The sequence below is a fragment of the Streptomyces sp. NPDC006463 genome, assembly GCF_042870715.1.
GTDB lineage: Bacteria > Actinomycetota > Actinomycetes > Streptomycetales > Streptomycetaceae > Streptomyces.
Map to the genome: position 1 here is coordinate 40250 of NZ_JBIAHP010000012.1, position 21074 is coordinate 61323.

The window sequence follows — 21074 nt, forward strand, 5'->3', positions numbered from 1 at the left end:
GGGGGTAACCGGGGGGGCGGCGGTGTCGCGGCCCGGGGGGGGCGGGGGGGGGGGGGGGGGGGGGGGGGGGGGGGGGGGGGGGGGGGGCCACCCCCCCCCCCCCCCCCGCCCGTTGTCATCGGTGACAAGGAGGGAACCCCATGTTCTCGTACCGCCGTACGCCCGAGCTCCCCACCCGCGAGGAGGCCCTGACCGGCCGCGCGGAGCCTCTCTTCGGCCTGCCCGAGAAGCACACCGTGCTGGGCAACCCGCTGGCCGGCCCCTATCCCGCGCACCTCGAAGTCGCCGACTTCGGCCTGGGCTGTTTCTGGGGCGCGGAGCGCAAGTTCTGGCAGACCCCCGGGGTGTGGACCACCCTGGCCGGTTACCAGGGCGGCTTCACGGAGAACCCGACCTACGAGGAGGTCTGCTCGGGCCAGACCGGCCACACCGAGGTCGTCCGCGTGGTCTTCGACCCGTCCCTGGTGTCGTACGAGACCCTGCTGAAGCTGTTCTGGGAGTCCCACGACCCCACGCAGGGTTTCCGCCAGGGCAACGACGTCGGCACCCAGTACCGCTCGGCGGTCTACACCCACTCCCCCGCCCACCAGGCCGCGGCCGAGGCCTCCCGCACCGCCTACCAGCGCGTCCTGACGGCCTCGGGCCACGGCGAGATCACCACGGCCGTCCTCCCGGCATCGGACCGCCCCTTCTGGCCGGCGGAGGCCTACCACCAGCAGTACCTCGACAAGAACCCGGGCGGCTACTGCGGCATCGGCGGCACGGGCGTCTCCTGCCCGATCGGCGTGGCTCCGGCGGAGTGACGAACCGTCCTGGCTCACCTTTTCGCGTGAGGGCCGCGCATCGAGCTGGGTACGCCGGCGGCGGGGCCCAGAATCTCGCCCAGCAACCGTGACCACGTCCGCCCGCGGGCAGCCGCTCATCCCGCAGCCGCCGTCCACCGTGACCGAGTTGCGGCAGGCCGTCGCGCAGGTCTCCCCGGCGGCGCTGCCCGCTTTCACCCGCGAGCTGGACCTGGCGGCGGACCAGTCCCGGCAAGGCTCAGACCTGGCCCCGTTGCGGCGGTTCATCGCCCAGTGGGCGGCGTTCGTCCAGGTCCAGCGCCAACTCCGGCTCGCCGAGGAGCTGCGGCGCTGGGAGGACACTGCGGCTACCGGCGACGCCTCGCGGGCCCGGCGAGCCGCCGCCGAGATCGGCAGAATCCTCGACGCGGCCCATGCCGCCCTCGCCGCCCACCTGCCGTGAGCCACGACTGGCGCTGGGAGTACGACCCCTGGTCCTGGTCCGGCTCAGGGGAACGCCGGCGCCATCCCGGCCGCCGGCGGTCCGGGCGGCTCCGGCAACAAGCCGGCGTCCCCGCCCGCCACCCAGGCGCCCGCCGCCCCGCAGGGCTGCGGCGGCGCGAACTGGGGCGCGATCACCAACGTCGGCGACGGGCTCAAGATCGGCCTCGCCGCCGACAGCTTTGACGGCGGGTCGAAGGTGATCATGGGTGGCCATACCGAGTTCGGCTGGGTGCACACGAAACCCCAGTGGACCAAGTTCAACTCCTGCAGCCTGAGCGGTCCCGGGCTCGGCCAGTCGTACGGTTCCTCGACTCCGCGTCTCATCTCCCCCGGCGGCGGCAGCACGTCGTGGAAGCTGTACGAAGCCCCCGCGTCGGGCGCGTAATGCATCAAGGACTACGCGGGCCGGAACTGCCTGACCGACGACGGCTCGGGCAAGGAGCTGACCGCCACCACCTGCACTCCAGGGATCAAGACCCAGCAGTGGTACGTCCCTTAGCCCCGCTCGTACAGCGGGTGCGGCGGGCACTGCCGGCCTGCCCCGCTTGACCTTGCCACTGGCGGCAGGGTTGTTGGGTCGTCTCATGGACACCAGCCACAGCACCCAGCGCGTCATCCTCGTCACCGGCGCCGGCACCGGCATCGGCCGTGCCACCGCCCGGGCCTTCGCCGCCGGCGGCGACCTCGTGGTCGCCGTGGGCCGGCGGCCCGGGCCGCTCGCCGCAACGGCAGAAGGTCACCCCGGCATCCATCCCCTGACCGGCGACGTGACCGCCCCCGGCGCCCCGGAGCGGATCGTCCGGGCCGTCCTGGACGCCCACGGCAGGCTCGACGTGGTCGTGAACAACGCCGGGATCGTACGCAGCGGGCCGCTCGGCGGCCTGGCCGCCCAGGACATCGCAGACCAGCTGGCCACCAATCTGGTCGCGCCGGTGCTGCTCACCCAGGCCGCCCTCCCCGCCCTGGAGGCCGCCCCGGCCGGGGTCGTCGTCAACATCACCACGAGCGTCGGGCAGCGCGGCTGGCCCGGCAACTCCCTCTACGCCGCAGGCAAGGCCGCCCTCGACACCCTCACCCGCAGCTGGGCCGTGGAGCTCGCCCCGCGCGGCATCCGGGTCGTGGCGGTCGCACCCGGCGCCGTGGACACACCGATCGCCGAGCACCAGGGGCTGAGCCCCGAGCGGGCCGGGCAGGTGCGGGCGTGGCAGGTGGCCCGTACTCCGCTGGGGCGGGTGGGTCGGCCGGAGGAGGTCGCCTGGGCGGTGTGCCGGCTCGCGGACCCGGCGGCGTCGTTCGTGACCGGGGTCGTACTCCCCGTCGACGGGGGCGCGTTGGTGGCGTAGCGCCTGCCTTGGCACCATGGCCCCATGCTGATCGGGGAACTCGCCGAAGCCACCGGGACCACCCCGCGCGCCCTGCGCCACTACGAGCAGGCCGGGCTGATCTCCTCCGAGCGGGCGCCGAACGGCTACCGGGTCTACGGCGAGCCGGCCGCCGTACGGGTCCGCAACATCCGGGCGCTGCTGGACGCGGGTCTCACGCTGGACGACGTGCACGTGTTCCTGCCGTGCCTGGACGGCGACGTGGCCGCCGGGCCACCGTCCCCGAAGGGGCTGGCGGTGGCCCGGGAGCGGCTCGCCGTCCTGGAGGCCCGGATCGCCGCCCAGACCGAGGCCCGCGACCGGCTCCGTACGGCGCTGGGCCGGTCCGGTCAGATCGTCGAGGCGTCGATCACGAAGCGGTAGCGGACGTCGCTGGCCAGTACCCGCTCGTACGCCTCGTTGATCTGCTCGGCGCGGATCAGCTCGATCTCCGAGCCCAGCCCGTGCTCGGCGCAGAAGTCCAGCATCTCCTGGGTCTCGGCGATCCCGCCGATCATCGACCCGGCGAGGGTCTTGCGGCCGCCTATGACGGAGAAGAGGTTCAGCTCGACCGGCTCCTCCGGGGCGCCGACGTTCACCAGTGCGCCGTCGACCTTCAGCAGCGCGAGGTACCGGTCCAGTCCGAGCGGCGCCGACACGGTGGACAGGATCAGGTCGAAGCTGCCGGCCAGCTCCTCGAAGGTGGCCTCGTCGTTGGTGGCGTAGTAGTGGGAGGCGCCCAGCTTCAGGCCGTCCTCCTTCTTGCGCAGGGACTGGGAGAGGACGGTCACTTCCGCGCCCAGAGCCGCCGCGATCTTCACGCCCATGTGCCCGAGCCCGCCGAGGCCGACGATCGCGACCTTCTTGCCGGGGCCCGCCTGCCAGTGCATCAGCGGCGAGTAGAGGGTGATGCCGGCGCAGAGCAGCGGGGCGGCGACGTCGAGGGCGAGGCCGTCCGGGATGCGGACGGCGTAGTTCTCGTCGACGACGAGGTGGGTGGAGTAACCGCCGTACGTGGGCTCGCCGTTCTTGTCGAGCGCGTTGTACGTGCCGGTCGCGCCCTTGGCGCAGAACTGCTCCTGCCCGCGCAGGCAGTACTCGCACTCCCGGCAGGAGTCGACGAAGCAGCCGACGCCCACCCGGTCCCCGGCCGCGAACCTGGTGACGCCCGGGCCGACCTGGGTGACGACCCCGGCGATCTCGTGCCCGGGGACCATGGGGTAGATGCCCTCGCCCCAGCCGTCGCGGACCTGGTGGATGTCGGAGTGGCAGATGCCGGCGTACTTGATGTCGATGAGGACGTCGTGCTCGCCGACGGGGCGGCGGGGGACGGTGATGCGCTCCAGCGGGGCCTTGGGGGCGGGGGCGGCGTAGGCGGCGACCTGGGTGACGGACATGGGTGCTCCTCGGCGGGTGACGCTGGCTGTGTGCCGCCGCAGCCCTGTGCGCTGTGGCGACGGGCTCCAGCCTGCGCCACCGGCGCGAACCCACCCAGCCCCCTGTCCAGCCTAGGACCGGCAAACCTACCCTTGGCGGGGTCAGGCTCAGGCCCCCGCCGCGACCGGCCGGGCGGGGATACTGGCCGTATGGACCAGCTTGACCAGCGCACCGAGCTCGGCGAATTCCTTCGCTCCCGCCGCGCCCGGCTGCGCCCCGAGGACGTGGGCCTGCCCGACTACGGGCGCCGCCGGCGTGTCCCCGGCCTGCGCCGGGAGGAACTGGCGCAGCTGGCAGGGGTGTCGGTCGCGTACTACACGCGCCTGGAGCAGGGCGGGGGGACCAACGTGTCGGCGGAGGTCCTCAACGCGATCGCGCGGGCGCTGCGCCTGGACGGTTCGGAGCAGGCGCACCTGATGCACCTGGCCCGCCCGAAGGCGCGCAGGCGCCGCCAGAGCCATCGCCCGCAGCAGGTCCGGCCCGAGCTGCGGACGCTGATGGACGCGATGGAGGGCGTACCGGCGTACCTCGTGGGGCACCGGCAGGACGTCATCGGCTGGAACCGGCTGGCGGCCGCGGTCTTCGGGGACTTCGGGCGGCTGCCAGCAGCGGAGCGGAACCTGGTGCGGCTGGTGTTCCTGGACCCGGCGACGGCGGAGCTGTACGCGGACTGGGAGTGCCGGGCGTGCGAAGTGGTGAGCAACCTGCGGATGTACGCCGGCCAGCACCCGGACGACGAGCAGCTGTCGGCGCTGGTCGGGGAGTTGTCGGTGAAGGACGAGGAGTTCCGGCGGCTGTGGGCGGCGCACACGGTGGCGGACAAGACGCACGGGGTGAAGCGGCTGCGGCATCCGTTGGTGGGTGAGATGCACCTGGCCTTCGAGACGCTGAGGCTCCCGGACGATCCGGCGCAGTCCCTGGTCACCTTCCACGCGGCGCCGGGCTCCCCGTCCGCGGACGCGCTGCGCCTGCTGACGTCGTGGTCGGCCCCGGCGGCCCCGTCGACCTCCTCCGCCCCGTCCGTCCCCTCTGCCACTTCTGCTACCTCAGCCGCCTCCGCCCCCTCGGGCCCGTCGGACGGGGCCGAGGGGCGCGATCCGGCGGCTACAACTTGAGCTGGAAGTACGCCGCGCCGCGTTCGCGGCGGTAGCCCAGCGCCTCGTTCACCGCGCGCATGGGTGTGTTCTCGTCCGCCACCGTCGTGGCGATCTGCCGCAGGGCGGGATACCGCTGCTCCGCGAGCGCCAGCATCCGCCGCTTCACCGCCCGGCCGAGGCCGTGGCCGCGGTGGGCGGGGACGACCACGGTGTCGTACTGGAGGGCCCGCGGGCCGCCCGGGTCCGGCAGGACGAGCTCCGTGTACGCCGCCACCTCGCCGGCCTCGGTCACCGCCGCGACCGTGGTCAGCTCGCCGCCCCGGTCGAGGATCAGCCGCTGCGCCGCGTGGAGCCGCTCCGCCGTCCAGGGCTCGATGTTCTCGTCCATGTCCCCCGTGGGCGCGTCCTCCATCGCCCCGTGGGCCTTGGCCACCGGCCCTGCCCAGTCGTCCGCCACCAGTCCGTGCCAGGCCCGCAGTTCGTATCCCGGTGCGGCCGGTTCCCCGGCCTGCTGCGGCTGCCGCCGCGCCACTTCCTGTACGTACCAGGCCATGGGCAGCACGCATGCGAACCCGAGCGACTCGGCGAACGCCTGGCCCGGGCCTCCCAGGTCGATCATCGTCGCGACGGAGGTCCGACCCTGTGCCAGCAGTTCCTCCCTGACCCGCTGCCACAGGGCCGTGCCGATCCCCCGCCGCCGCGCCTCGGGACGTACCGCGAGCACGTCGAGGTACGCGGTGTGCCGGTTGGCCTCGTCCGTGAACAGGAGCAGGCCCGCCACGCCCTCGCCCCCGTCCGCCGCCCACAGTGCGGCGCGGCCGCGCGCCGGCGCCACGCACAGCCGGCCGGCGACCTCCACGCGGGAGGGCGGCGCCAGGTGCGGCTGGTCGGCGGCCCCGGCGGCGGCCAGGACCGCCAGCCAGCCGTCGACTTCGGGGCCGGACGGGGGCAGGGCGAGCGCTCGGATCGTCATGTCCCCGACCCTAGACCGGCGGTTCCGCCGCGCTCGGGGGTTTTCGGTGACGGTGACCTCGTCGCCGGACTCGTCCGAACGAAAAGCGGACGGCGGGAACCCCGTGGGGTTTCCCGCCGTCCGCCCGGATGCGCCGTGCCGTCAGGGGCTCCGTCAGGAGGCCGCGCCGGCCTTCCACTCCGCCCAGCTCATGTTCCAGCCGTTGAGGCCGTTGTCCGGCTTGATGGTCTTGTCCGGGGAGTTCACCACGGTGACCACGTCGCCGATGAGCGAGTTGTCGAAGAACCAGGCGGCCGGCTGGTTCGGGTCACCCGCGCCCTTGGCGTCGTTCAGGCCGACACAGCCGTGGCTGGTGTTGACGCTGCCGAAGATCGAGTCCGATCCCCAGTAGTTGCCGTGGATGAAGGTGCCGGAGGTGGACAGCCGCATGGCGTGCGGGACGTCCTTGATGTCGTACTCGCCCTTGCCCTCGTCGTTCTTGAAGCCGACGGTCGAGCCGTCCATCCGGGTCTCCTTGAACTTCTCGGAGATCACCATCTGGCCGTTGTAGGTCGGGTTCTCCGGGGAGCCCGCCGAGATCGGGATGGTCTTGAGGACCGCGCCGTCCCGGGTGACCGTCATCTTCTTCGTCTTCGTGTCGACCGTGGAGACCTGGCTGCGGCCGATCTTGAAGGTGACGGTCTTGTTCTGGACGCCCTGGACGCCGGGAGCGCCCTGTACGCCTTCCAGCGCCAGCTTCAGCGTGACGGTGGAGTTCGCCTGCCAGTACTGCTCCGGCCGGAAGTCCAGCCGCTGCGGGTTGAACCAGTGGCCGACGACCTCCTGGCCGCTGCTGGAGGTGACGGATATGGCCGCCTGGACCGCCTTCTGGTCCTTGATCGGCTTGTTGAAGGTGATCGAGACCGGCATGCCCACACCGACGGTCTGGCCGTCGTCCGGGATGAACGAGCCGACGAAGCTGTTCTCCGGGGACAGGGTGGTGAAAGAGGCGTTCTCGTGCGCCTCGCGGCCGTCGGCGTCCTTCGCGGTCGCCGACAGGGCGTACTTCGTGGAGCGCTTCAGCGCGGCGTCGGGCTTCCAGCTCTTGCCGTCCGCGGCGATCTTGCCCGCCACGGCCGTGCCCTCGCTGGTCTTCAGCTCCACCTGCGTCAGGGTGCCGTCGGCGACGGCGACGTTCGCCGCGTCGTTGAGGCCGACATTGGTGGCGCCGTCCTTCGGCGTGATGGTTATTCGGGCCTTGGAGGCGTCCTTGGCCGCCGCCGCGTCGACATCCGCCTGGGACTTGCTGCTCTCGCCGCTGCCCTTCGGTTCGCCGCCCCCGTCATTGCAGGCCGAGAGCATCAGTACACCGCCGAGCACGGCGGATACGGCCACCAGGGACCTTCTCCGCCGCTTGCTGTCCGTCCTCACACGCCACTCCATCGTTGCCGGAACCCCCGAGGCTGCCGTCCCGGGGTTGGCCGGGCAGGGGGAAACGCCCCCTGCCTCGCCATGACAACGCGAAAACGGAGCGGATCGGTTCCACATTCCGTTGGGATGTGGGCCACCACACGGTCAGGCGTTGTCGGTTTCTTCGTCGAAGTCCCCATCTTCCTCGCCCATGTCCCACTCCATGGACTCGGGGTCGTATTCGACGGGCTCGCTGCTCCAGGAGGCCTGGGCGAGCTCCACGCCGGGGATCTCCAGGACCAGGTCGGTGGGGTCGACCAGGTAGGCCAGGGCCTCCGATTCGTCCTCCCTGACGGCGGACTCGGCGTGGCCGCGCTCCTCGTCCGGCATGAACTCGTCGGCCTCGATGTGCGCGAGCGCGGCTCCGGTCAGTGCCTGCGGGTCCGGCACCTCAAGTACCAAATCCACCCGAAGGCGTACGTATCGTGATGTCTCTGAAGAGTTCATACGACGGAGAGTAAGCCCGCGGAAGCCCTGACTTTCCCACGACCCGCCCCTTTCCGTAGCATCACCGCACACGGCCAATTCGCTGCTGCCACAAGGGGGATCGCACCGTGTCCGCACGTCGACCGCTGCTCACCGCTCTCGGAGCGACAACCCTCCTCGCCGCCCTCTGGTTCGTACCATCGGCCAACGCCACCGCACCGGAGCAGGCATCAGGCCGCTCCGGCGCGCCCTCGTCCGCGAACACGGACCGGACGACGACCCTGACGACCACCCTGACGGCGACGGGGTCGGACGCGCCGCCGGACGCCCGTCCCGCGGCCGTCGTGCTCGCCGACACCGGCTCCGTCGAAACCACCCCCTACCTCCTGGGCGGCACGCTCTTCCTGGGCGTCGGCGCCGGCTTCGTGGCCTTCTCCGTACGCCGCTCCCGCACCGCGTGAACGGCGAAGGGCCGCCCCCACCGGGGGCGGCCCTTCGCTGTGCGTGCGGACGGGGTCAGGCGAGCGGTCCCGTCACGCCTTCCACCGCGTCGACGAGGCCTCCCGTACGGATGAACTCGTCGGCAGCGGCCAGGTCAGGAGCGAGGAAACGGTCCGGCCCGGGACCCTGCACGCCCGCCGCCCGGGCGGCCGCGATCGCGGCCCGGCTGGCCGGGGCCGGGGTGAGCCCGTGGCGCAGCTCGATGGCGCGGGTCGCCGCGTACATCTCGATGGCGATGATCCGGGTCAGGTTGTCGACGGCGGTACGGAGCTTGCGCGCGGCCGACCACCCCATGGAGACGTGGTCCTCCTGCATCGCGGAGGAGGGGATCGAGTCGGCGGAGGCCGGTACCGCGAGCCGCTTCATCTCGCTGACCAGCGCGGCCTGCGTGTACTGGGCGATCATCAGCCCGGAGTCGACGCCGGCGTCGTCCGCGAGGAACGGCGGCAGGCCGTGCGAGCGGTTCTTGTCGAGCAGCCGGTCGGTGCGCCGCTCGGCGATGGAGCCGAGGTCGGCGGCGGCGATGGCCAGGAAGTCCAGGACGTACGCGACCGGGGCCCCGTGGAAGTTGCCGTTGGACTCGACGCGCCCGTCGGGCAGGACCACCGGGTTGTCCACGGCGGCGGCGAGCTCGCGGGAGGCCACCAGGGCGGCGTGCGCCATGGTGTCGCGGCCCGCGCCGGCGACCTGCGGGGCGCAGCGCACGGAGTAGGCGTCCTGCACGCGGGGGGCGGTCTCCTCCTGGTAGTGGCGGACGAGCCCGGAGCCTTCCAGGACGGCGGCCATGTTCGCGGCGGAGGCGCCCTGCCCCGGGTGCGGGCGGATGGCGTGCAGCTCGGGCTGGAGCACCTTCTCCGTACCGAGCAGCGCCTCCAGCGTCAGCGCGGCGGTGATGTCGGCGGCGGTGTAGAGCTTGCCGAGGTCGGCGAGGGCCATGACCAGCATGCCGAGCATGCCGTCGGTGCCGTTGAGGAGGGCCAGGCCCTCCTTCTCGCGGAGCTCGACGGGCTCGATGCCGGCCTCGGCGAGCAGTTCCCCGGCGGGGCGGACGGTTCCGTCCGGACCCTCGGCGTCGCCCTCGCCCATGAGCGCGAGCGCGCAGTGGGACAGCGGTGCGAGGTCGCCGGAGCAGCCGAGGGAGCCGTACTCGTGGACGACGGGGGTGATCCCGGCGTTGAGCACGTCGACCATGGTCTGGGCGACGGAAGGCCGTACGCCGGTGTGCCCGGAGGCGACGGTCTTGAGCCGGAGGAACATCAGCGCGCGGACGACCTCGCGTTCCACGCGCGGGCCCATGCCCGCGGCGTGGGAGCGGACGATGTTGCGCTGGAGCTGGGCGCGCAGCTCGGGGCTGATGTGCCGGGAGGCGAGGGCGCCGAATCCGGTGGACACCCCGTAGACGGGCTCGGGCTTGGCGGCGAGCGCGTCGACGATCTCCCGGGCGCGGGCGAGCGCGTCGAGGGCCTCGCCGGACAGTTCGACCCGGGCATTGCCGCGGGCGACGGCGATGACGTCCTCAGCGGTGGTCCCGGACGTCCCCACCACGACAGTGTGCATATCCATATTCAGCACCCTACGGATTGAATCGCTACATGTCACTAGCTAGAACTGTCACGATCGCGCAGTACGAGGACCCCTTACCGTCGGCACCCGTCGGGCACGCGCCGGGGGCGGTCATTGACGCCCGCGGAAGCGGCGCCGCTCCCCCGGAGCCTCCTGGGCGGCCGCGTCGGCGAGGCGGACCACCGCGGTGTCCCGGCCCGCGACCACCGGCTTGGCCGAACGGGCGGCCTTCGCCTTGTACTGGGCGGCGTCGGCGAGGCGGAACAGCCGCCGGGAGGACTTGACCAGCCCGATCGGGTCCCCGGTGGAGGCCACCCCGCAGGCCACGCCCTCGCCCAGTTCCAGCTCGGCGGCCCGGGCGCACAGCTCCTCGGTGACCCGCACCACCTCGTCCGCCGCGGGACCCACCCCGACCAGGCAGAACTCGTCGCCGCCGAGGCGCGCCACCAGCGCGCCGGGCAGCATGGCCCCGCACAGGCTCAGCACCGAACCGAACCGCTCCAGCAGCCGGTCGCCCATGGCGTGGCCCAGGGTGTCGTTGACCTTCTTCAGCCCGTTCAGGTCGCAGACCACGAGGCTGACCACGGCCCCCGTCCGCCGGTGCTCCTCCAGGGCCTCGTCGAGCCGCATGTCGACCGCCCGCCGGTTGGCGAGGCCGGTCAGCGGATCGGTGAAGGCCAGGCGCCGGGCCTCGGCCAGCCGCTCGTTCTGCGCGAGACCGGCGGCGACCACGGCGGCGAGCACGGTCGCGAACTCGGCGTCGTCCTCGTCGAAGTCGGGCAGCCCTTCGTCCCGGGCCACGTACAGCTCGCCCCAGGCCCGCCCGCTGAGCACGATGGGCGCGACCACGCAGGTCCCGCGGCCGCGCCGGCGCAGGGCGGCGCCGCGGTGGCCCGACCGGTCGCCGACAGCGCTCTCGACCCAGGCGTGCGGGCCGCCGCCCCCCACCCAGCGCTCGTGCAGGAACTCGGTGACCTCGGGGAAGTCGTGGACGGGATAGGACTCGTCCTCGGGGAACTCCTCCTCCCCGGCCCGCCGCTCCCCCTCGTTCACGAGCACCCGCAGGCGCCCCCGCTCGCGCTCCCACGCGGAGATCGCGGCGAAGGAGCCGTCCAGGGCCATCCGCGCCCCCCGCGCAGCCGCCCGCACACTGTCCCGCGGCGCGCACGCGGCGGCCATCGCCTGCGCGAGGCTCACCACGGCTCGCAGCCGCCCGTCGACTCCCATCACCCCAGGTTAGGGAGTTTTGCCCGATTTAGTGATAGTTGGCGCGACTTTCGGTGGCGACAAGATCACCAGCGGTGACGGCGGCGGGCGGCGCGGGGACGCCGCGCCGCGGGCGCGACGTCCCCACTGGGCTACTGCCCGGGCCAGTTCGGCTTCCGCTTCTCGTTGAACGCCGCCACGCCCTCGGCCCGGTCGCCCGAGAAGGCCACCGTCCGCCAGGCCGCGTCCTCGATCTCCAGACCGGCCGACAGGTCCATGCCGTGCCCCAGCCGCAGCGCCCGCTTGGCGGCGCGCAGCCCGACGGGGGAGTTCGCCGCCATCCGGCCGGCCAGGTCGAGGGCCTCGGCCGTGTCCGTGCCCGCCGGGACCACCGAGTCCACCAGGCCCAGGGACAGCGCCTCGGCCGCCTCCACCCGGCGCGCCGTGAAGATCAGCTCGGCGGCCCGCGCCGCGCCGACCCGGCGCGGCAGCAGCTGCGTACCCCCGCCGCCGGGGATCACGCCCACCGACACCTCGGGCAGGCCGACCACCGCGGTCTCGTCGGCGACGATCACATCGCAGGCCAGGGCCAGCTCGAAGCCGCCGCCCAGCGCGAAGCCGTGCACGGCGGCGATCGTCGGCATCGGCAGCTCCAGTACGCCCCCGTACGCCCCGCGCGTGGTCGGCCGCTGCCGCACCAGCTCCGCGTCCGACAGGGAGTTGCGCTCCTTGAGGTCCGCGCCCACGCAGAACGCCCGCTCCGCGGTCGAGGAGACCACGACCACCCGTACGGACGCGTCCGCGGCGAGGTCGGCGCAGGCCGCCCCGATGGCGCGGGCCATGTCCGTGGACACCGCGTTCATCGCCTTGGGGCGGTCCAGGACCAGCTCCGCGACCCCGTCATCGTGCCGACGTACCGCCACGAACTCAGACTGCACAGCCACAGGACCCTCCCGGTTAACGAACGTTATCCCGGGATCTTAGGCTTCCGGCGCGTCAGCGACCAGGGCTCCACGACGCCCAGCCCGCGCACCGGCCGCTGCCACATCGGCTGGAGCGCGAAGCGGTACCCGCCGCCGCCCTCCTCCGACTCGGCCTCCTTCTCCGACACCGGCGCGGCCCCGGTCCGGCCCAGCTCCTCGGCCATCGCCCCGTCCACCAGCACGGCGTCCTTGGGGGCTATGGAGGTCAGCCGGCTCGCCAGGTTCACCGTGGTCCCGAAGACGTCGCCCATCCGGGTCGTCACCGTGCCGAAGGCGATCCCGACCCGCAGCTCGGGCATCTGCGGATCGGCCTCCATCGTCTCGATGAGCCGCAGCGCGATCTCCGCCGCCGTCGCCGCGTCGTCGGCGCAGTACAGCACCTCGTCGCCGAGCGTCTTGATCAGCCGGCCGCCGTGCGCCGCCACCAGGTCCGCCGACGTCGTCTCGAAGGACTCGACCAGCTCGCCGAGCTCCTCCTCCTCCAGCCGCCGCGTCAGACGGGTGAATCCGACCAGGTCGGCAAAGCCCACGGCGAGCCGCCGGTCGACCATTTCCTCGTCGTCCGCCACCTGCACGACGCGCCCGGTGGCGGCCGCCAGCTGGCGGCGCCACACGTAGACGAGGAATTCCTCCAGCTCGGGCAGCAGCAGCTCGACGAGGGGGTACGTGACCTCCGTACGGGTCATCCCCGGCTCCGGCGGCTCCGTCAGCCCCTCCAGGAACGAGTCGATCTGCCACTCCGCGAGGCGCGCCGTGGTCTGCCCGGTGGACCGCGCCACCTGCACCGCCATCGGCTCGGACAGCAGCCCGGCCTCGACCAGGCCCGCGAGCCGGCGCAGCGCCAGTACGTCCGCCTCCGTCAGGGCCTTGGCCTGGCCGATGTCCGCGAAGCCCATGGCCCGCCAGAAGCGGGAGGCGAGCTCCATCGAGACACCGGCGCTGCGGGCGGCCTGGAAGGGGGTGTACCGGCGCTCGGCGCCCAGGATCAGCTGTTCGAGCCTGATCGCGAGGGGGTCCGCCGTCGGATGGGCCGTGTGGTCCACCTCGTGCAGCGGGGTGTGCTGGTCGCGCCCGATCGGCGTTCCAGGACCCGAGGGCCCTGGGGCCGACGCGCTGGACGTAGAGTCGTCGACGGTCAAGGGCCGCCTCCTGTCCATTGCCGTGCGCACTGCCCTGCCGAACCGGGTGATCACACGAGTACCGGGATCGCCTAAACCATACGGCAGGTGTGCCGTAGCTCACTCCCCCTCCCCGTTTTGCGGCTCGCTCCGTCCGGGTCCGGCCGGCCCTCAGTGCACCGACCGCAGGTGGACGACGTCCCCGGCTCCCACTGCTTCGTGCGCTCCCTCGGCCGTACGGATCACCAGGCGACCGTCGGTGTCGACCGCTTCGGCCGTTCCGGTGAGCGTGCGGCCCCCGGGCAGCTCCGCGCGGACGTGACGGCCCAGGGTCGCGCAGCCCGCCGCGTAGGTCTCCTGGAGGCCGCTGGAGGCGGGGTCGCCGCCGGCCGCGCGCCAGTTCCCGTACCACTGTTCCAGGGAGCGCAGTACGGCCCTCAGCAGCGGGTCACGGTCGGTCACGGACGCCTTGGCCAGCGCGAGGGACCCGGCGCCCGGCACCGGCAGCTCGTCCTCGGTGAGGCTGACGTTGAGCCCGATCCCGATGACCACGCCGTCGTCGACCCGCTCGGCGAGGATCCCGCCGGTCTTGCGCTCCTCGCCGTCCACGGTGACCAGCAGGTCGTTGGGCCACTTGAGGGCGGTGTCCACGCCCGCCGCCCGCGAGAGCCCGCTCGCGGTGGCCACCCCGGCCAGCAGGGTCAGCCACCCCCACCGCTCCTGCGGCACGGCGTCGCCCGGCTTGAGCAGGACGGAGAAGAACAGCCCGGACCGGGCCGGCGCGACCCAGCTGCGGTCGAGGCGCCCGCGCCCGGCGGTCTGCTCCTCGGCGACGAGCACGGCCCCCTCGGGCAGCTGCGCCGCCCGGGCCGCGAGATCGGAATTGGTCGACCCGGTGGCGGCTACGACCTCCAGGGAGGTCCACAGCCCTTCCCCGGTGACGAGGGCCCGCTGCAGGGCCGCGGCGTTCAGGGGCGGCCGGTCCAGGTTCGACCAGCGACCGGCGGAAGCTCCAGCTGATGCATCTGATGGCATTTTCGAGTTCCTTTGCGTTACCGCACGTGATCCTTCGACCCGGGATTGTGTTCGGATCGTGACCGACCCTAGCCTCCGGCCTGTGGGGAATTCTCCGGTAAAGCGGGCATTCAAGTTCCGTTTCTACCCCGACGACGCTCAAGCAGCGGAACTGTCGCGGACCTTCGGATGCGTACGCAACGCCTACAACCTGGCCCTGTCCGCCCGAGCCGAGGCCTGGACGCGTGGTGAGCGGGTGAACTACGCGCAGACTTCGGCGATGCTCACCGTGTGGAAGCAGACCGCAGAGCTGGCCTGCTTGGCTCAGGTGTCCTGCGTGCCCCTTCGACAGGCGTTGCGTCACCTGCAGAGCGCGTCCGTCGCCTTCTGGGGCAATCTGTCGAAGCGCCCGCGATTCAAATCGAAACGGCGTTCGCGCGCCAGTGCCGAGTACACCCGATCTGCGTTCTCCTACCGGGACGGGCAGCTCACACCGGCCAAGATGGTCGCTCCTCTCGCCATCGTCTGCCCACGCCCGCTTCCGGACGGTCGGGCTGACAGCCTTGGGCACCCTCTCCACCGGCGAGAAGGTCGCGAACCCGAATCACGAACGCAGAGACCGGGAGCGCCTCGCCCGCGCGCAGCGGGTCTTGTCCCGGAAGGGCAAGGACAGTAGGAACCGGGCCAAGGCCCGCACCCGGCTGGCCCGGATCCACGCCCGGATCGCCGACCGACGCCGTGATCACCTGCACCAGCTGACGACTCGAATCGTGCGCGAAAACCAAACGCTCGTGATCGAGGACCTCGCCGTCCGCAACATGCTGGGAAACCGCAAACTGGCCCGCGCCATCTCGGGCGCGGCCTGGCGTGAGCTGCGGACCATGCTGACGTACAAAGCGGCCGGGTACGGGCGCGACCTGATCACCATCGACCGATGGTTCCCCAGCACGCGGCTGTGCTCGGTCTGCGGGGCCGTCGCTGACACCATGCCCCTGAACGTCCGCGAGTGGACGTGCACAAGCTGCGGGACGAACCACGACCGGGCCGTCAACGCCGCTGTGAATCTTCTGGCCGCCGGGCTGGCGGTCACTGCCTGTGGAGCGGGCGTAAGACCTCGACCGGGTTCTCCCCGTGCGGGGCAGCGCGTGATGAAGCAGGAAACCCCGGCCGCGAGGCCGGGGTCCCGTCCCCCTAGGGAAGGCGGCGAGGCCAAGCAAGCCAATGCAGGTGTGTCAAACGCCGCACTGCCGAGCGCCATGCCCGCCGATACGCTACGCACCAGTAGCCAGCAGTAGACATCCAATTGACCAGGCCGTTGACACCACGCAGGGAGCCGCGACCCCGATGTCACAACCGTCAGAGCCGATCGACATGCACACCACCGCGGGCAAGATCGCGGATCTGCAGCGCCGCATCGACGAAGCCACCCACGCCGGGTCCTCGCGTGCCGTGGAGAAGCAGCACGCCAAGGGCAAGCTGACGGCGCGTGAGCGGGTGGCCCTGCTGCTCGACGAAGGTTCCTTCGTCGAGCTGGACGAGTTCGCCCGGCACCGTTCCACCAACTTCGGGCTGGAGAAGACCCGCCCCTACGGCGACGGCGTCGTCACCGGCTACGGCACGGTGGACGGCCGCCCGGTGGCGGTGTTCTCGCAGGACTTCACCGTCTTCGGCGGAGCCCTCGGCGAGGTCTACGGCCAGAAGATCATCAAGGTCATGGACTTCGCCCTGAAGACCGGCTGCCCGGTCATCGGCATCAACGACTCCGGCGGCGCCCGCATCCAGGAGGGCGTCAGCGCGCTGGGCATGTACGGGGAGATCTTCCGCCGCAACGTCCACGCCTCCGGTGTCATCCCGCAGATCAGCCTCGTCGTGGGGCCCTGCGCGGGCGGCGCCGTCTACTCCCCCGCCATCACCGACTTCACGGTCATGGTCGACCAGACCTCGCACATGTTCATCACCGGACCCGACGTCATCAAGACGGTCACCGGCGAGGACGTGGGCTTCGAGGAGCTGGGCGGGGCCCGGACGCACAACAGCACGTCCGGCGTCGCGCACCACATGGCGGGCGACGAGAAGGACGCCATCGAGTACGTGAAGTCGCTGCTCTCGTACCTGCCGTCGAACAACCTCTCCGAGCCGCCCGCGTTCCCGGAGGAGGCGGACACCGAGGTCTCCGACGCCGACCGCGAGCTCGACGTGCTGATCCCGGACAGCGCGAACCAGCCGTACGACATGCACACCGTGATCGAGCACGTGCTCGACGACGCGGAGTTCCTGGAGACGCAGGCGCTCTTCGCGCCGAACATCCTGACCGGCTTCGGCCGGGTCGAGGGCCACCCGGTGGGCGTCGTCGCCAACCAGCCGATGCAGTTCGCCGGCTGCCTGGACATCGACGCCTCCGAGAAGGCGGCGCGGTTCGTCCGGACGTGCGACGCCTTCAACATCCCGGTGCTGACGTTCGTGGACGTGCCGGGCTTCCTGCCGGGCACCGACCAGGAGTACAACGGAATCATCCGGCGCGGCGCGAAGCTGATCTACGCGTACGCCGAGGCCACCGTCCCCCTGATCACCGTCATCACCCGCAAGGCCTTCGGCGGCGCGTACGACGTCATGGGCTCCAAGCACCTGGGCGCGGACCTCAACCTGGCCTGGCCGACGGCCCAGATCGCCGTCATGGGCGCCCAGGGCGCGGTCAACATCCTGCACCGGCGCACGATCGCGGAAGCCTCCCCGGAGGAGGTGGAGGAGACCCGTGCGCGGCTGATCACCGAGTACGAGGACGCGCTCCTGAACCCGTACACGGCCGCCGAGCGCGGTTACATCGACGCGGTGACCATGCCGTCGGAGACGCGGGCACACGTGGTGAAGGGGCTGCGCCAGCTCCGCACCAAGCGGGAGTCCCTGCCGCCGAAGAAGCACGGCAACATCCCCCTCTAGGAGGTCAGTCCTGTGGTGATCAAGGTCGTCAAGGGAAACCCGACCCCGGAGGAGCTGGCCGCCGCACTGGCGGTGGTCCAAGCGCGCGCGGCGGTGCTGGCATCGGCGCCGTCGGGCGCGCCGCGGGCGGCGGACGAGTGGTCGGCGCCCGCCCGGGTGGCACGGCACCGGCTGCCGCAGCCGGGGCCGCGGGCGTGGGGCCGTACGTACTGGCCCGGTTAGCCCTGCCGGGGCGAAGATGGTGTGAACGTGAGGTGGCGCCTGAGTACGGGTACTCAGGCGCCGCTCCCGTCCCGGGGACAGGATCGGAGCATGCTCTGGTCCGATCCCAAGAACGAGCCGCCGAAGGACATGCGCGACGCGCAGGCGATGGTCCGGCGGCTCACCGTGGTGCTGGCGCTGGCCATGCTCGTCGTGGTCTACGTACTCGGCGTGGATCACCTGGCCGACCACTTCTAGGGGTACCCCGCAGCGCCCCTACGATGGCCACCATGACTGTCGAACCGCGCTCGCTCGTCCTCGCCTCCGCCTCCCCCGCCCGGCTGAACCTGCTGCGGCAGGCCGGGCTCGCCCCGCACGTGATCGTCAGCGGCTTCGACGAGGACGCGCTGGACCACGACGAGCCGGCCGAGCTGGCGCTGGCGCTGGCCGAGGCGAAGGCGGCGGTCGTGGCGGCCCTGGGCGAGGCCTCGGGCGCGCTGGTGATCGGCTGCGACTCCGTACTGGAGCTGGACGGTGAGGCGCTGGGCAAGCCGGCGGACGCCGAGGAGGCCGTCGCGCGCTGGAAGGCGATGCGCGGGCGGTCGGGAATCCTGCGTACGGGCCACTGCGTGATCGACACGACGACCGGCCGTCAGGTCTCGGCGACGGCCTCCACGACGGTCCGGTTCGGCGAGCCGACGGACGCCGAGGTCGCGGCGTACGTGGCGAGCGGCGAGCCGCTGCACGTGGCGGGGGCGTTCACCCTGGACGGGCTGTCGGCGCCGTTCATCGAGGGCATCGACGGGGACCCCGGCAACGTGATCGGGCTGTCGCTGCCGCTGCTGCGCTCCCTGCTGGGCGAACTGGGTGTATCCATCACGGATTTGTGGGCTTGAGTCCCCCGACCGGCGGCGGGGTGTCCTGAACGCCGTCCCCCGGCCCGGATGCGACCGCGGATGCGGCGGAGGCGGGCTCGCCCGGGGCGGCGTAGAGCACCAGGGTCCAGGCGAGGAGACAGAGGATCAGCGTCGTCACCGCGAAGGCGCCCCAGCCGACCAGGGCGACGGCGAGGATGCCGAGCACCCCGTGGGTGACGGCCGCGGCGACGAGCACGACACGGGCGAAGGCGCCGGGCGCCCGGTCGCGGACGGCCACGACGGCGGCGAGCACGGCGCCCAGCAGGAGGAAGGCGCCCATGCCCGCCCCCAGGGCGTAGGTTGCCTTGGACATGACATCCGGATCGCTGCCGGCGATCGACATCGACTGGTTCGCGGTGGTCGTGCCCAGCACGATGTGGACGAGCACGAGCACGGCCGCTTCCGCGACAAGTGCGATCGCGGCCAGTCCGGCCACGAGTCTGCGCAGCACGACGCCCCCACTCCTCACACGTCACAAGCCTGTTCGACGCCTGGAGGCTACTAACGGGTAAACGTGCGGACAAGGGGTCCGGGCCGCTTCGTTACGGGAGGGCCCCGGCGCGGCGATCAAGCAAAGAAAACGTGGGCCGTTCGTAGGGACTCGACAAAGAATCACCCGGGGCGGCTGACCGGCAAGACAGAGACCTTGGCTACATGACGGGGTTACTGTGCAGTCGGGGATCCCCCTGACTTGGGGCGCCATAAGGGTTCCCCGGTGGAGAGAGCCTCGAATCACACTCTGTGTGGGCAAGGTCACCACCGGGGAAGGGTCGAAAGGCCGTGTGGACTGTCCCTAAACTCAGCTTGTTTCAAGGAGGGAGCCATCGTGCGCAAGGTGCTCATCGCCAACCGTGGCGAAATCGCTGTCCGCGTTGCTCGGGCCTGCCGGGACGCCGGGATCGCGAGCGTAGCCGTCTACGCCGATCCGGACCGGGACGCTCTGCACGTCCGCGCGGCCGACGAAGCTTTCGCGTTGGGCGGTGACACCCCGGCCGCCAGCTACCTGGACATCTCCAAGGTCCTCCAGGCCGCAGCCGATTCCGGCGCGGACGCCATCCATCCCGGATACGGGTTCCTGTCCGAGAACGCCGACTTCGCGCAGGCTGTCATCGACGCGGGCCTGACCTGGATCGGCCCGCCGCCGCAGGCCATCCGCGATCTGGGTGACAAGGTCGCCGCCCGTCACATCGCCCAGCGCGCCGGCGCGCCGCTGGTCGCCGGTACGCCGGACCCGGTCTCCGGGGCCGACGAGGTCGTCGCGTTCGCCAAGGAGCACGGCCTGCCGATCGCCATCAAGGCGGCCTTCGGCGGTGGCGGCCGCGGCCTCAAGGTCGCCCGCAACCTCGAAGAGGTGCCGGAGCTCTACGACTCCGCCGTCCGTGAGGCCGTCGCCGCCTTCGGCCGCGGCGAGTGCTTCGTCGAGCGCTACCTCGACAAGCCCCGCCACGTCGAGACCCAGTGCCTCGCCGACAGCCACGGCAACGTCGTCGTCGTCTCCACCCGTGACTGCTCGCTCCAGCGCCGCCACCAGAAGCTGGTCGAGGAAGCCCCCGCCCCGTTCCTGAGCGAGGCGCAGAACGCCGAGCTGTACGCGGCGTCGAAGGCGATCCTCAAGGAGGCCGGCTACGTCGGCGCGGGCACCGTCGAGTTCCTCGTCTCCGCCGACGGCCTGATCTCCTTCCTGGAGGTCAACACCCGCCTCCAGGTCGAGCACCCGGTCACCGAAGAGGTGGCCGGCATCGACCTGGTGCGCGAGATGTTCCGCATCGCCGACGGCGAGGAGCTCGGCTACGGGGACCCGGTCCTGCGCGGTCACTCCATCGAGTTCCGCATCAACGGCGAGGACCCGGGCCGCGGCTTCCTGCCCGCCCCCGGCACGGTGACGAAGTTCGCCGCGCCGACGGGTCCGGGTGTCCGCCTCGACGCGGGCGTCGAGTCCGGCTCGGTCATCGGCCCCGCCTGGGACTCGCTGCTGGCCAAGCTGATCGTCACCGGCGCCACCCGCGAGCAGGCCCTCCAGCGGGCCGCCCGCGCGCTCGCCGAGTTCGAGGTGGAGGGCATGGCCACGGCCATCCCGTTCCACCGCGCGGTCGTCGCCGACCCGGCGTTCGCCCCCACCGACGGCAGCCCCTTCACCGTCTACACCCGCTGGATCGAGACCGAGTTCGTCAACGAGATCCCGGCGTTCACGGCTCCGGCCGCGGAGGACACCGAGGACGAGCCGGGCCGCGAGACGGTGGTCGTCGAGGTCGGCGGCAAGCGCCTGGAGGTCTCGCTCCCGTCGTCCCTGGGCATGACCCTGGCCCGTACGGCGGCGGCTGGCGGCGCCAAGCCCAAGCGGCGCGCGGCCAAGAAGTCCGGCCCGGCCGCCTCCGGCGACACCCTCGCCTCCCCGATGCAGGGCACGATCGTCAAGGTCGCGGTCGAGGAGGGCCAGCAGGTCACCGAGGGCGAACTGGTCGTCGTACTCGAAGCCATGAAGATGGAGCAGCCGCTCAACGCGCACCGCTCCGGCACCATCGTCGGCCTCACGGCCGAGGTCGGCGCTTCCCTCACCTCGGGCGCGACGATCTGCGAGATCAAGGACTGACGTCCTTTGCACACC

General features: G+C 72.0%; 22 protein-coding genes and 1 pseudogene. 13 read left to right on the forward strand and 10 right to left on the reverse strand.

The window, feature by feature from the left end:
- Positions 1–140 precede the first annotated feature (140 nt).
- From msrA to ACFYOB_RS22430, 5 genes are all read left to right on the forward strand, one after another.
- The gene (gene msrA / locus ACFYOB_RS22410; RefSeq protein ID WP_388562060.1) at positions 141–803 is read left to right on the forward strand and encodes a peptide-methionine (S)-S-oxide reductase MsrA; all 663 of its coding nucleotides are present in this window, start codon (positions 141–143) and stop codon (positions 801–803) included.
- 88 nt (positions 804–891) lie between these two features.
- Positions 892–1245, forward strand: coding sequence for a hypothetical protein (locus ACFYOB_RS22415; protein ID WP_388562062.1), 354 nt, complete (start codon positions 892–894; stop codon positions 1243–1245).
- A gap of 243 nt (positions 1246–1488) precedes the next feature.
- Positions 1489–1671 (forward strand): hypothetical protein, encoded by a 183-nt coding sequence (locus ACFYOB_RS22420; RefSeq protein WP_388562064.1) that lies wholly within the window; start codon positions 1489–1491, stop codon positions 1669–1671.
- 199 nt (positions 1672–1870) lie between these two features.
- Complete coding sequence (locus tag ACFYOB_RS22425) at positions 1871–2629, forward strand: SDR family NAD(P)-dependent oxidoreductase (protein ID WP_388562066.1); 759 nt, start codon at positions 1871–1873, stop codon at positions 2627–2629.
- A gap of 24 nt (positions 2630–2653) precedes the next feature.
- Entirely contained in the window at positions 2654–3031 is a 378-nt protein-coding gene (locus ACFYOB_RS22430) for a MerR family transcriptional regulator (protein WP_388562068.1), read from the forward strand.
- Here ACFYOB_RS22430 and ACFYOB_RS22435 read toward each other — a convergent pair.
- Positions 2998–4044, reverse strand: a complete 1047-nt coding sequence (locus tag ACFYOB_RS22435) for an NAD(P)-dependent alcohol dehydrogenase (protein WP_388562070.1) — start codon at positions 4042–4044, stop codon at positions 2998–3000. The two genes, ACFYOB_RS22430 and ACFYOB_RS22435, sit on opposite strands and share 34 nt — an antisense overlap.
- Positions 4045–4233: 189 nt before the next feature.
- On the opposite strand from ACFYOB_RS22435, the gene ACFYOB_RS22440 reads away from it, so the two are divergent.
- On the forward strand, positions 4234–5199 hold the full coding sequence (locus tag ACFYOB_RS22440; protein ID WP_388562072.1) for a helix-turn-helix transcriptional regulator: 966 nt from the start codon (positions 4234–4236) through the stop codon (positions 5197–5199).
- On the opposite strand, the gene ACFYOB_RS22445 is transcribed toward ACFYOB_RS22440, so the two are convergent.
- From ACFYOB_RS22445 to ACFYOB_RS22455, 3 genes are all read right to left on the reverse strand, one after another.
- On the reverse strand, positions 5189–6154 hold the full coding sequence (locus ACFYOB_RS22445) for a GNAT family N-acetyltransferase (protein ID WP_388562074.1): 966 nt from the start codon (positions 6152–6154) through the stop codon (positions 5189–5191). The genes ACFYOB_RS22440 and ACFYOB_RS22445 overlap by 11 nt on opposite strands.
- 153 nt (positions 6155–6307) lie before the next feature.
- A complete protein-coding gene (locus ACFYOB_RS22450; RefSeq protein WP_388562076.1) occupies positions 6308–7576 on the reverse strand; it encodes an Ig-like domain-containing protein in 1269 nt (422 codons plus the stop codon).
- A 132-nt stretch (positions 7577–7708) separates the two neighbouring features.
- Complete coding sequence (locus ACFYOB_RS22455) at positions 7709–8011, reverse strand: hypothetical protein (protein ID WP_328927320.1); 303 nt, start codon at positions 8009–8011, stop codon at positions 7709–7711.
- A 146-nt stretch (positions 8012–8157) separates the two neighbouring features.
- Between ACFYOB_RS22455 and ACFYOB_RS22460 the strand changes: the two genes are divergently transcribed.
- Entirely contained in the window at positions 8158–8490 is a 333-nt protein-coding gene (locus tag ACFYOB_RS22460; RefSeq protein WP_388562078.1) for a hypothetical protein, read from the forward strand.
- Between the two features lie 55 nt (positions 8491–8545).
- Here the strand turns inward: ACFYOB_RS22460 and hutH are convergent, their stop codons facing one another.
- The 5 genes from hutH to ACFYOB_RS22485 form a co-directional block, all read right to left on the reverse strand.
- The gene (hutH, locus tag ACFYOB_RS22465) at positions 8546–10087 is read right to left on the reverse strand and encodes a histidine ammonia-lyase (protein WP_388562444.1); all 1542 of its coding nucleotides are present in this window, start codon (positions 10085–10087) and stop codon (positions 8546–8548) included.
- Between the two features lie 117 nt (positions 10088–10204).
- Positions 10205–11320 carry a diguanylate cyclase domain-containing protein gene (locus ACFYOB_RS22470; protein ID WP_388562080.1) on the reverse strand — a complete coding sequence of 372 codons (1116 nt, stop codon included), beginning with the start codon at positions 11318–11320 and terminating at the stop codon, positions 10205–10207.
- Between the two features lie 131 nt (positions 11321–11451).
- Positions 11452–12243: an enoyl-CoA hydratase-related protein gene (locus tag ACFYOB_RS22475; RefSeq protein ID WP_388562082.1), complete on the reverse strand. Its 792-nt coding sequence runs from the start codon at positions 12241–12243 to the stop codon at positions 11452–11454.
- A 23-nt stretch (positions 12244–12266) separates the two neighbouring features.
- On the reverse strand, positions 12267–13421 hold the full coding sequence (locus ACFYOB_RS22480; protein WP_388562084.1) for an adenylate/guanylate cyclase domain-containing protein: 1155 nt from the start codon (positions 13419–13421) through the stop codon (positions 12267–12269).
- Positions 13422–13571: 150 nt separating this feature from the next.
- Complete coding sequence (locus tag ACFYOB_RS22485; protein ID WP_388562086.1) at positions 13572–14435, reverse strand: biotin--[acetyl-CoA-carboxylase] ligase; 864 nt, start codon at positions 14433–14435, stop codon at positions 13572–13574.
- An 82-nt stretch (positions 14436–14517) separates the two neighbouring features.
- Here ACFYOB_RS22485 and ACFYOB_RS22490 point away from each other — a divergent pair.
- The 5 genes and pseudogenes from ACFYOB_RS22490 (at position 14518) to ACFYOB_RS22510 (ending at position 18448) form a co-directional block, all read left to right on the forward strand.
- Positions 14518–15709: pseudogene (locus tag ACFYOB_RS22490) on the forward strand (RNA-guided endonuclease InsQ/TnpB family protein).
- 49 nt (positions 15710–15758) lie between these two features.
- Positions 15759–17351: an acyl-CoA carboxylase subunit beta gene (locus ACFYOB_RS22495; RefSeq protein ID WP_388562088.1), complete on the forward strand. Its 1593-nt coding sequence runs from the start codon at positions 15759–15761 to the stop codon at positions 17349–17351.
- A 12-nt stretch (positions 17352–17363) separates the two neighbouring features.
- Positions 17364–17573, forward strand: a complete 210-nt coding sequence (locus ACFYOB_RS22500) for an acyl-CoA carboxylase epsilon subunit (RefSeq protein ID WP_388562090.1) — start codon at positions 17364–17366, stop codon at positions 17571–17573.
- 90 nt (positions 17574–17663) lie between these two features.
- Positions 17664–17810: a morphogenic membrane protein MmpB gene (gene mmpB, locus ACFYOB_RS22505; protein ID WP_328927313.1), complete on the forward strand. Its 147-nt coding sequence runs from the start codon at positions 17664–17666 to the stop codon at positions 17808–17810.
- Between the two features lie 23 nt (positions 17811–17833).
- Positions 17834–18448, forward strand: a complete 615-nt coding sequence (locus ACFYOB_RS22510; RefSeq protein WP_388562092.1) for a nucleoside triphosphate pyrophosphatase — start codon at positions 17834–17836, stop codon at positions 18446–18448.
- Here the strand turns inward: ACFYOB_RS22510 and ACFYOB_RS22515 are convergent.
- Positions 18429–18920, reverse strand: coding sequence for a hypothetical protein (locus tag ACFYOB_RS22515; RefSeq protein ID WP_388562094.1), 492 nt, complete (start codon positions 18918–18920; stop codon positions 18429–18431). The two genes, ACFYOB_RS22510 and ACFYOB_RS22515, sit on opposite strands and share 20 nt — an antisense overlap.
- Positions 18921–19295: 375 nt before the next feature.
- Here ACFYOB_RS22515 and ACFYOB_RS22520 point away from each other — a divergent pair, with 375 nt between their 5' ends.
- Entirely contained in the window at positions 19296–21059 is a 1764-nt protein-coding gene (locus ACFYOB_RS22520; RefSeq protein ID WP_388562096.1) for an acetyl/propionyl/methylcrotonyl-CoA carboxylase subunit alpha, read from the forward strand.
- The last annotated feature ends 15 nt before the right edge of the window (positions 21060–21074 follow it).

What these genes read in the sequence shown, in the direction of transcription:
- msrA (WP_388562060.1), top strand. Translation starts at nt 141, where the DNA reads ATGTTCTCGTACCGCCGTACGCCCGAGCTCCCCACCCGCGAGGAGGCC.
- ACFYOB_RS22420 (WP_388562064.1), top strand. Translation starts at nt 1,489, where the DNA reads ATGGGTGGCCATACCGAGTTCGGCTGGGTGCACACGAAACCCCAGTGG.
- ACFYOB_RS22425 (WP_388562066.1), top strand. Translation starts at nt 1,871, where the DNA reads ATGGACACCAGCCACAGCACCCAGCGCGTCATCCTCGTCACCGGCGCC.
- ACFYOB_RS22430 (WP_388562068.1), top strand. Translation starts at nt 2,654, where the DNA reads ATGCTGATCGGGGAACTCGCCGAAGCCACCGGGACCACCCCGCGCGCC.
- ACFYOB_RS22435 (WP_388562070.1), bottom strand. Translation starts at nt 4,044, where the DNA reads ATGTCCGTCACCCAGGTCGCCGCCTACGCCGCCCCCGCCCCCAAGGCC.
- ACFYOB_RS22440 (WP_388562072.1), top strand. Translation starts at nt 4,234, where the DNA reads ATGGACCAGCTTGACCAGCGCACCGAGCTCGGCGAATTCCTTCGCTCC.
- ACFYOB_RS22445 (WP_388562074.1), bottom strand. Translation starts at nt 6,154, where the DNA reads ATGACGATCCGAGCGCTCGCCCTGCCCCCGTCCGGCCCCGAAGTCGAC.
- ACFYOB_RS22450 (WP_388562076.1), bottom strand. Translation starts at nt 7,576, where the DNA reads ATGGAGTGGCGTGTGAGGACGGACAGCAAGCGGCGGAGAAGGTCCCTG.
- hutH (WP_388562444.1), bottom strand. Translation starts at nt 10,087, where the DNA reads ATGCACACTGTCGTGGTGGGGACGTCCGGGACCACCGCTGAGGACGTC.
- ACFYOB_RS22470 (WP_388562080.1), bottom strand. Translation starts at nt 11,320, where the DNA reads ATGGGAGTCGACGGGCGGCTGCGAGCCGTGGTGAGCCTCGCGCAGGCG.
- ACFYOB_RS22485 (WP_388562086.1), bottom strand. Translation starts at nt 14,435, where the DNA reads ATGCCATCAGATGCATCAGCTGGAGCTTCCGCCGGTCGCTGGTCGAAC.
- ACFYOB_RS22495 (WP_388562088.1), top strand. Translation starts at nt 15,759, where the DNA reads ATGTCACAACCGTCAGAGCCGATCGACATGCACACCACCGCGGGCAAG.
- mmpB (WP_328927313.1), top strand. Translation starts at nt 17,664, where the DNA reads ATGCTCTGGTCCGATCCCAAGAACGAGCCGCCGAAGGACATGCGCGAC.
- ACFYOB_RS22510 (WP_388562092.1), top strand. Translation starts at nt 17,834, where the DNA reads ATGGCCACCATGACTGTCGAACCGCGCTCGCTCGTCCTCGCCTCCGCC.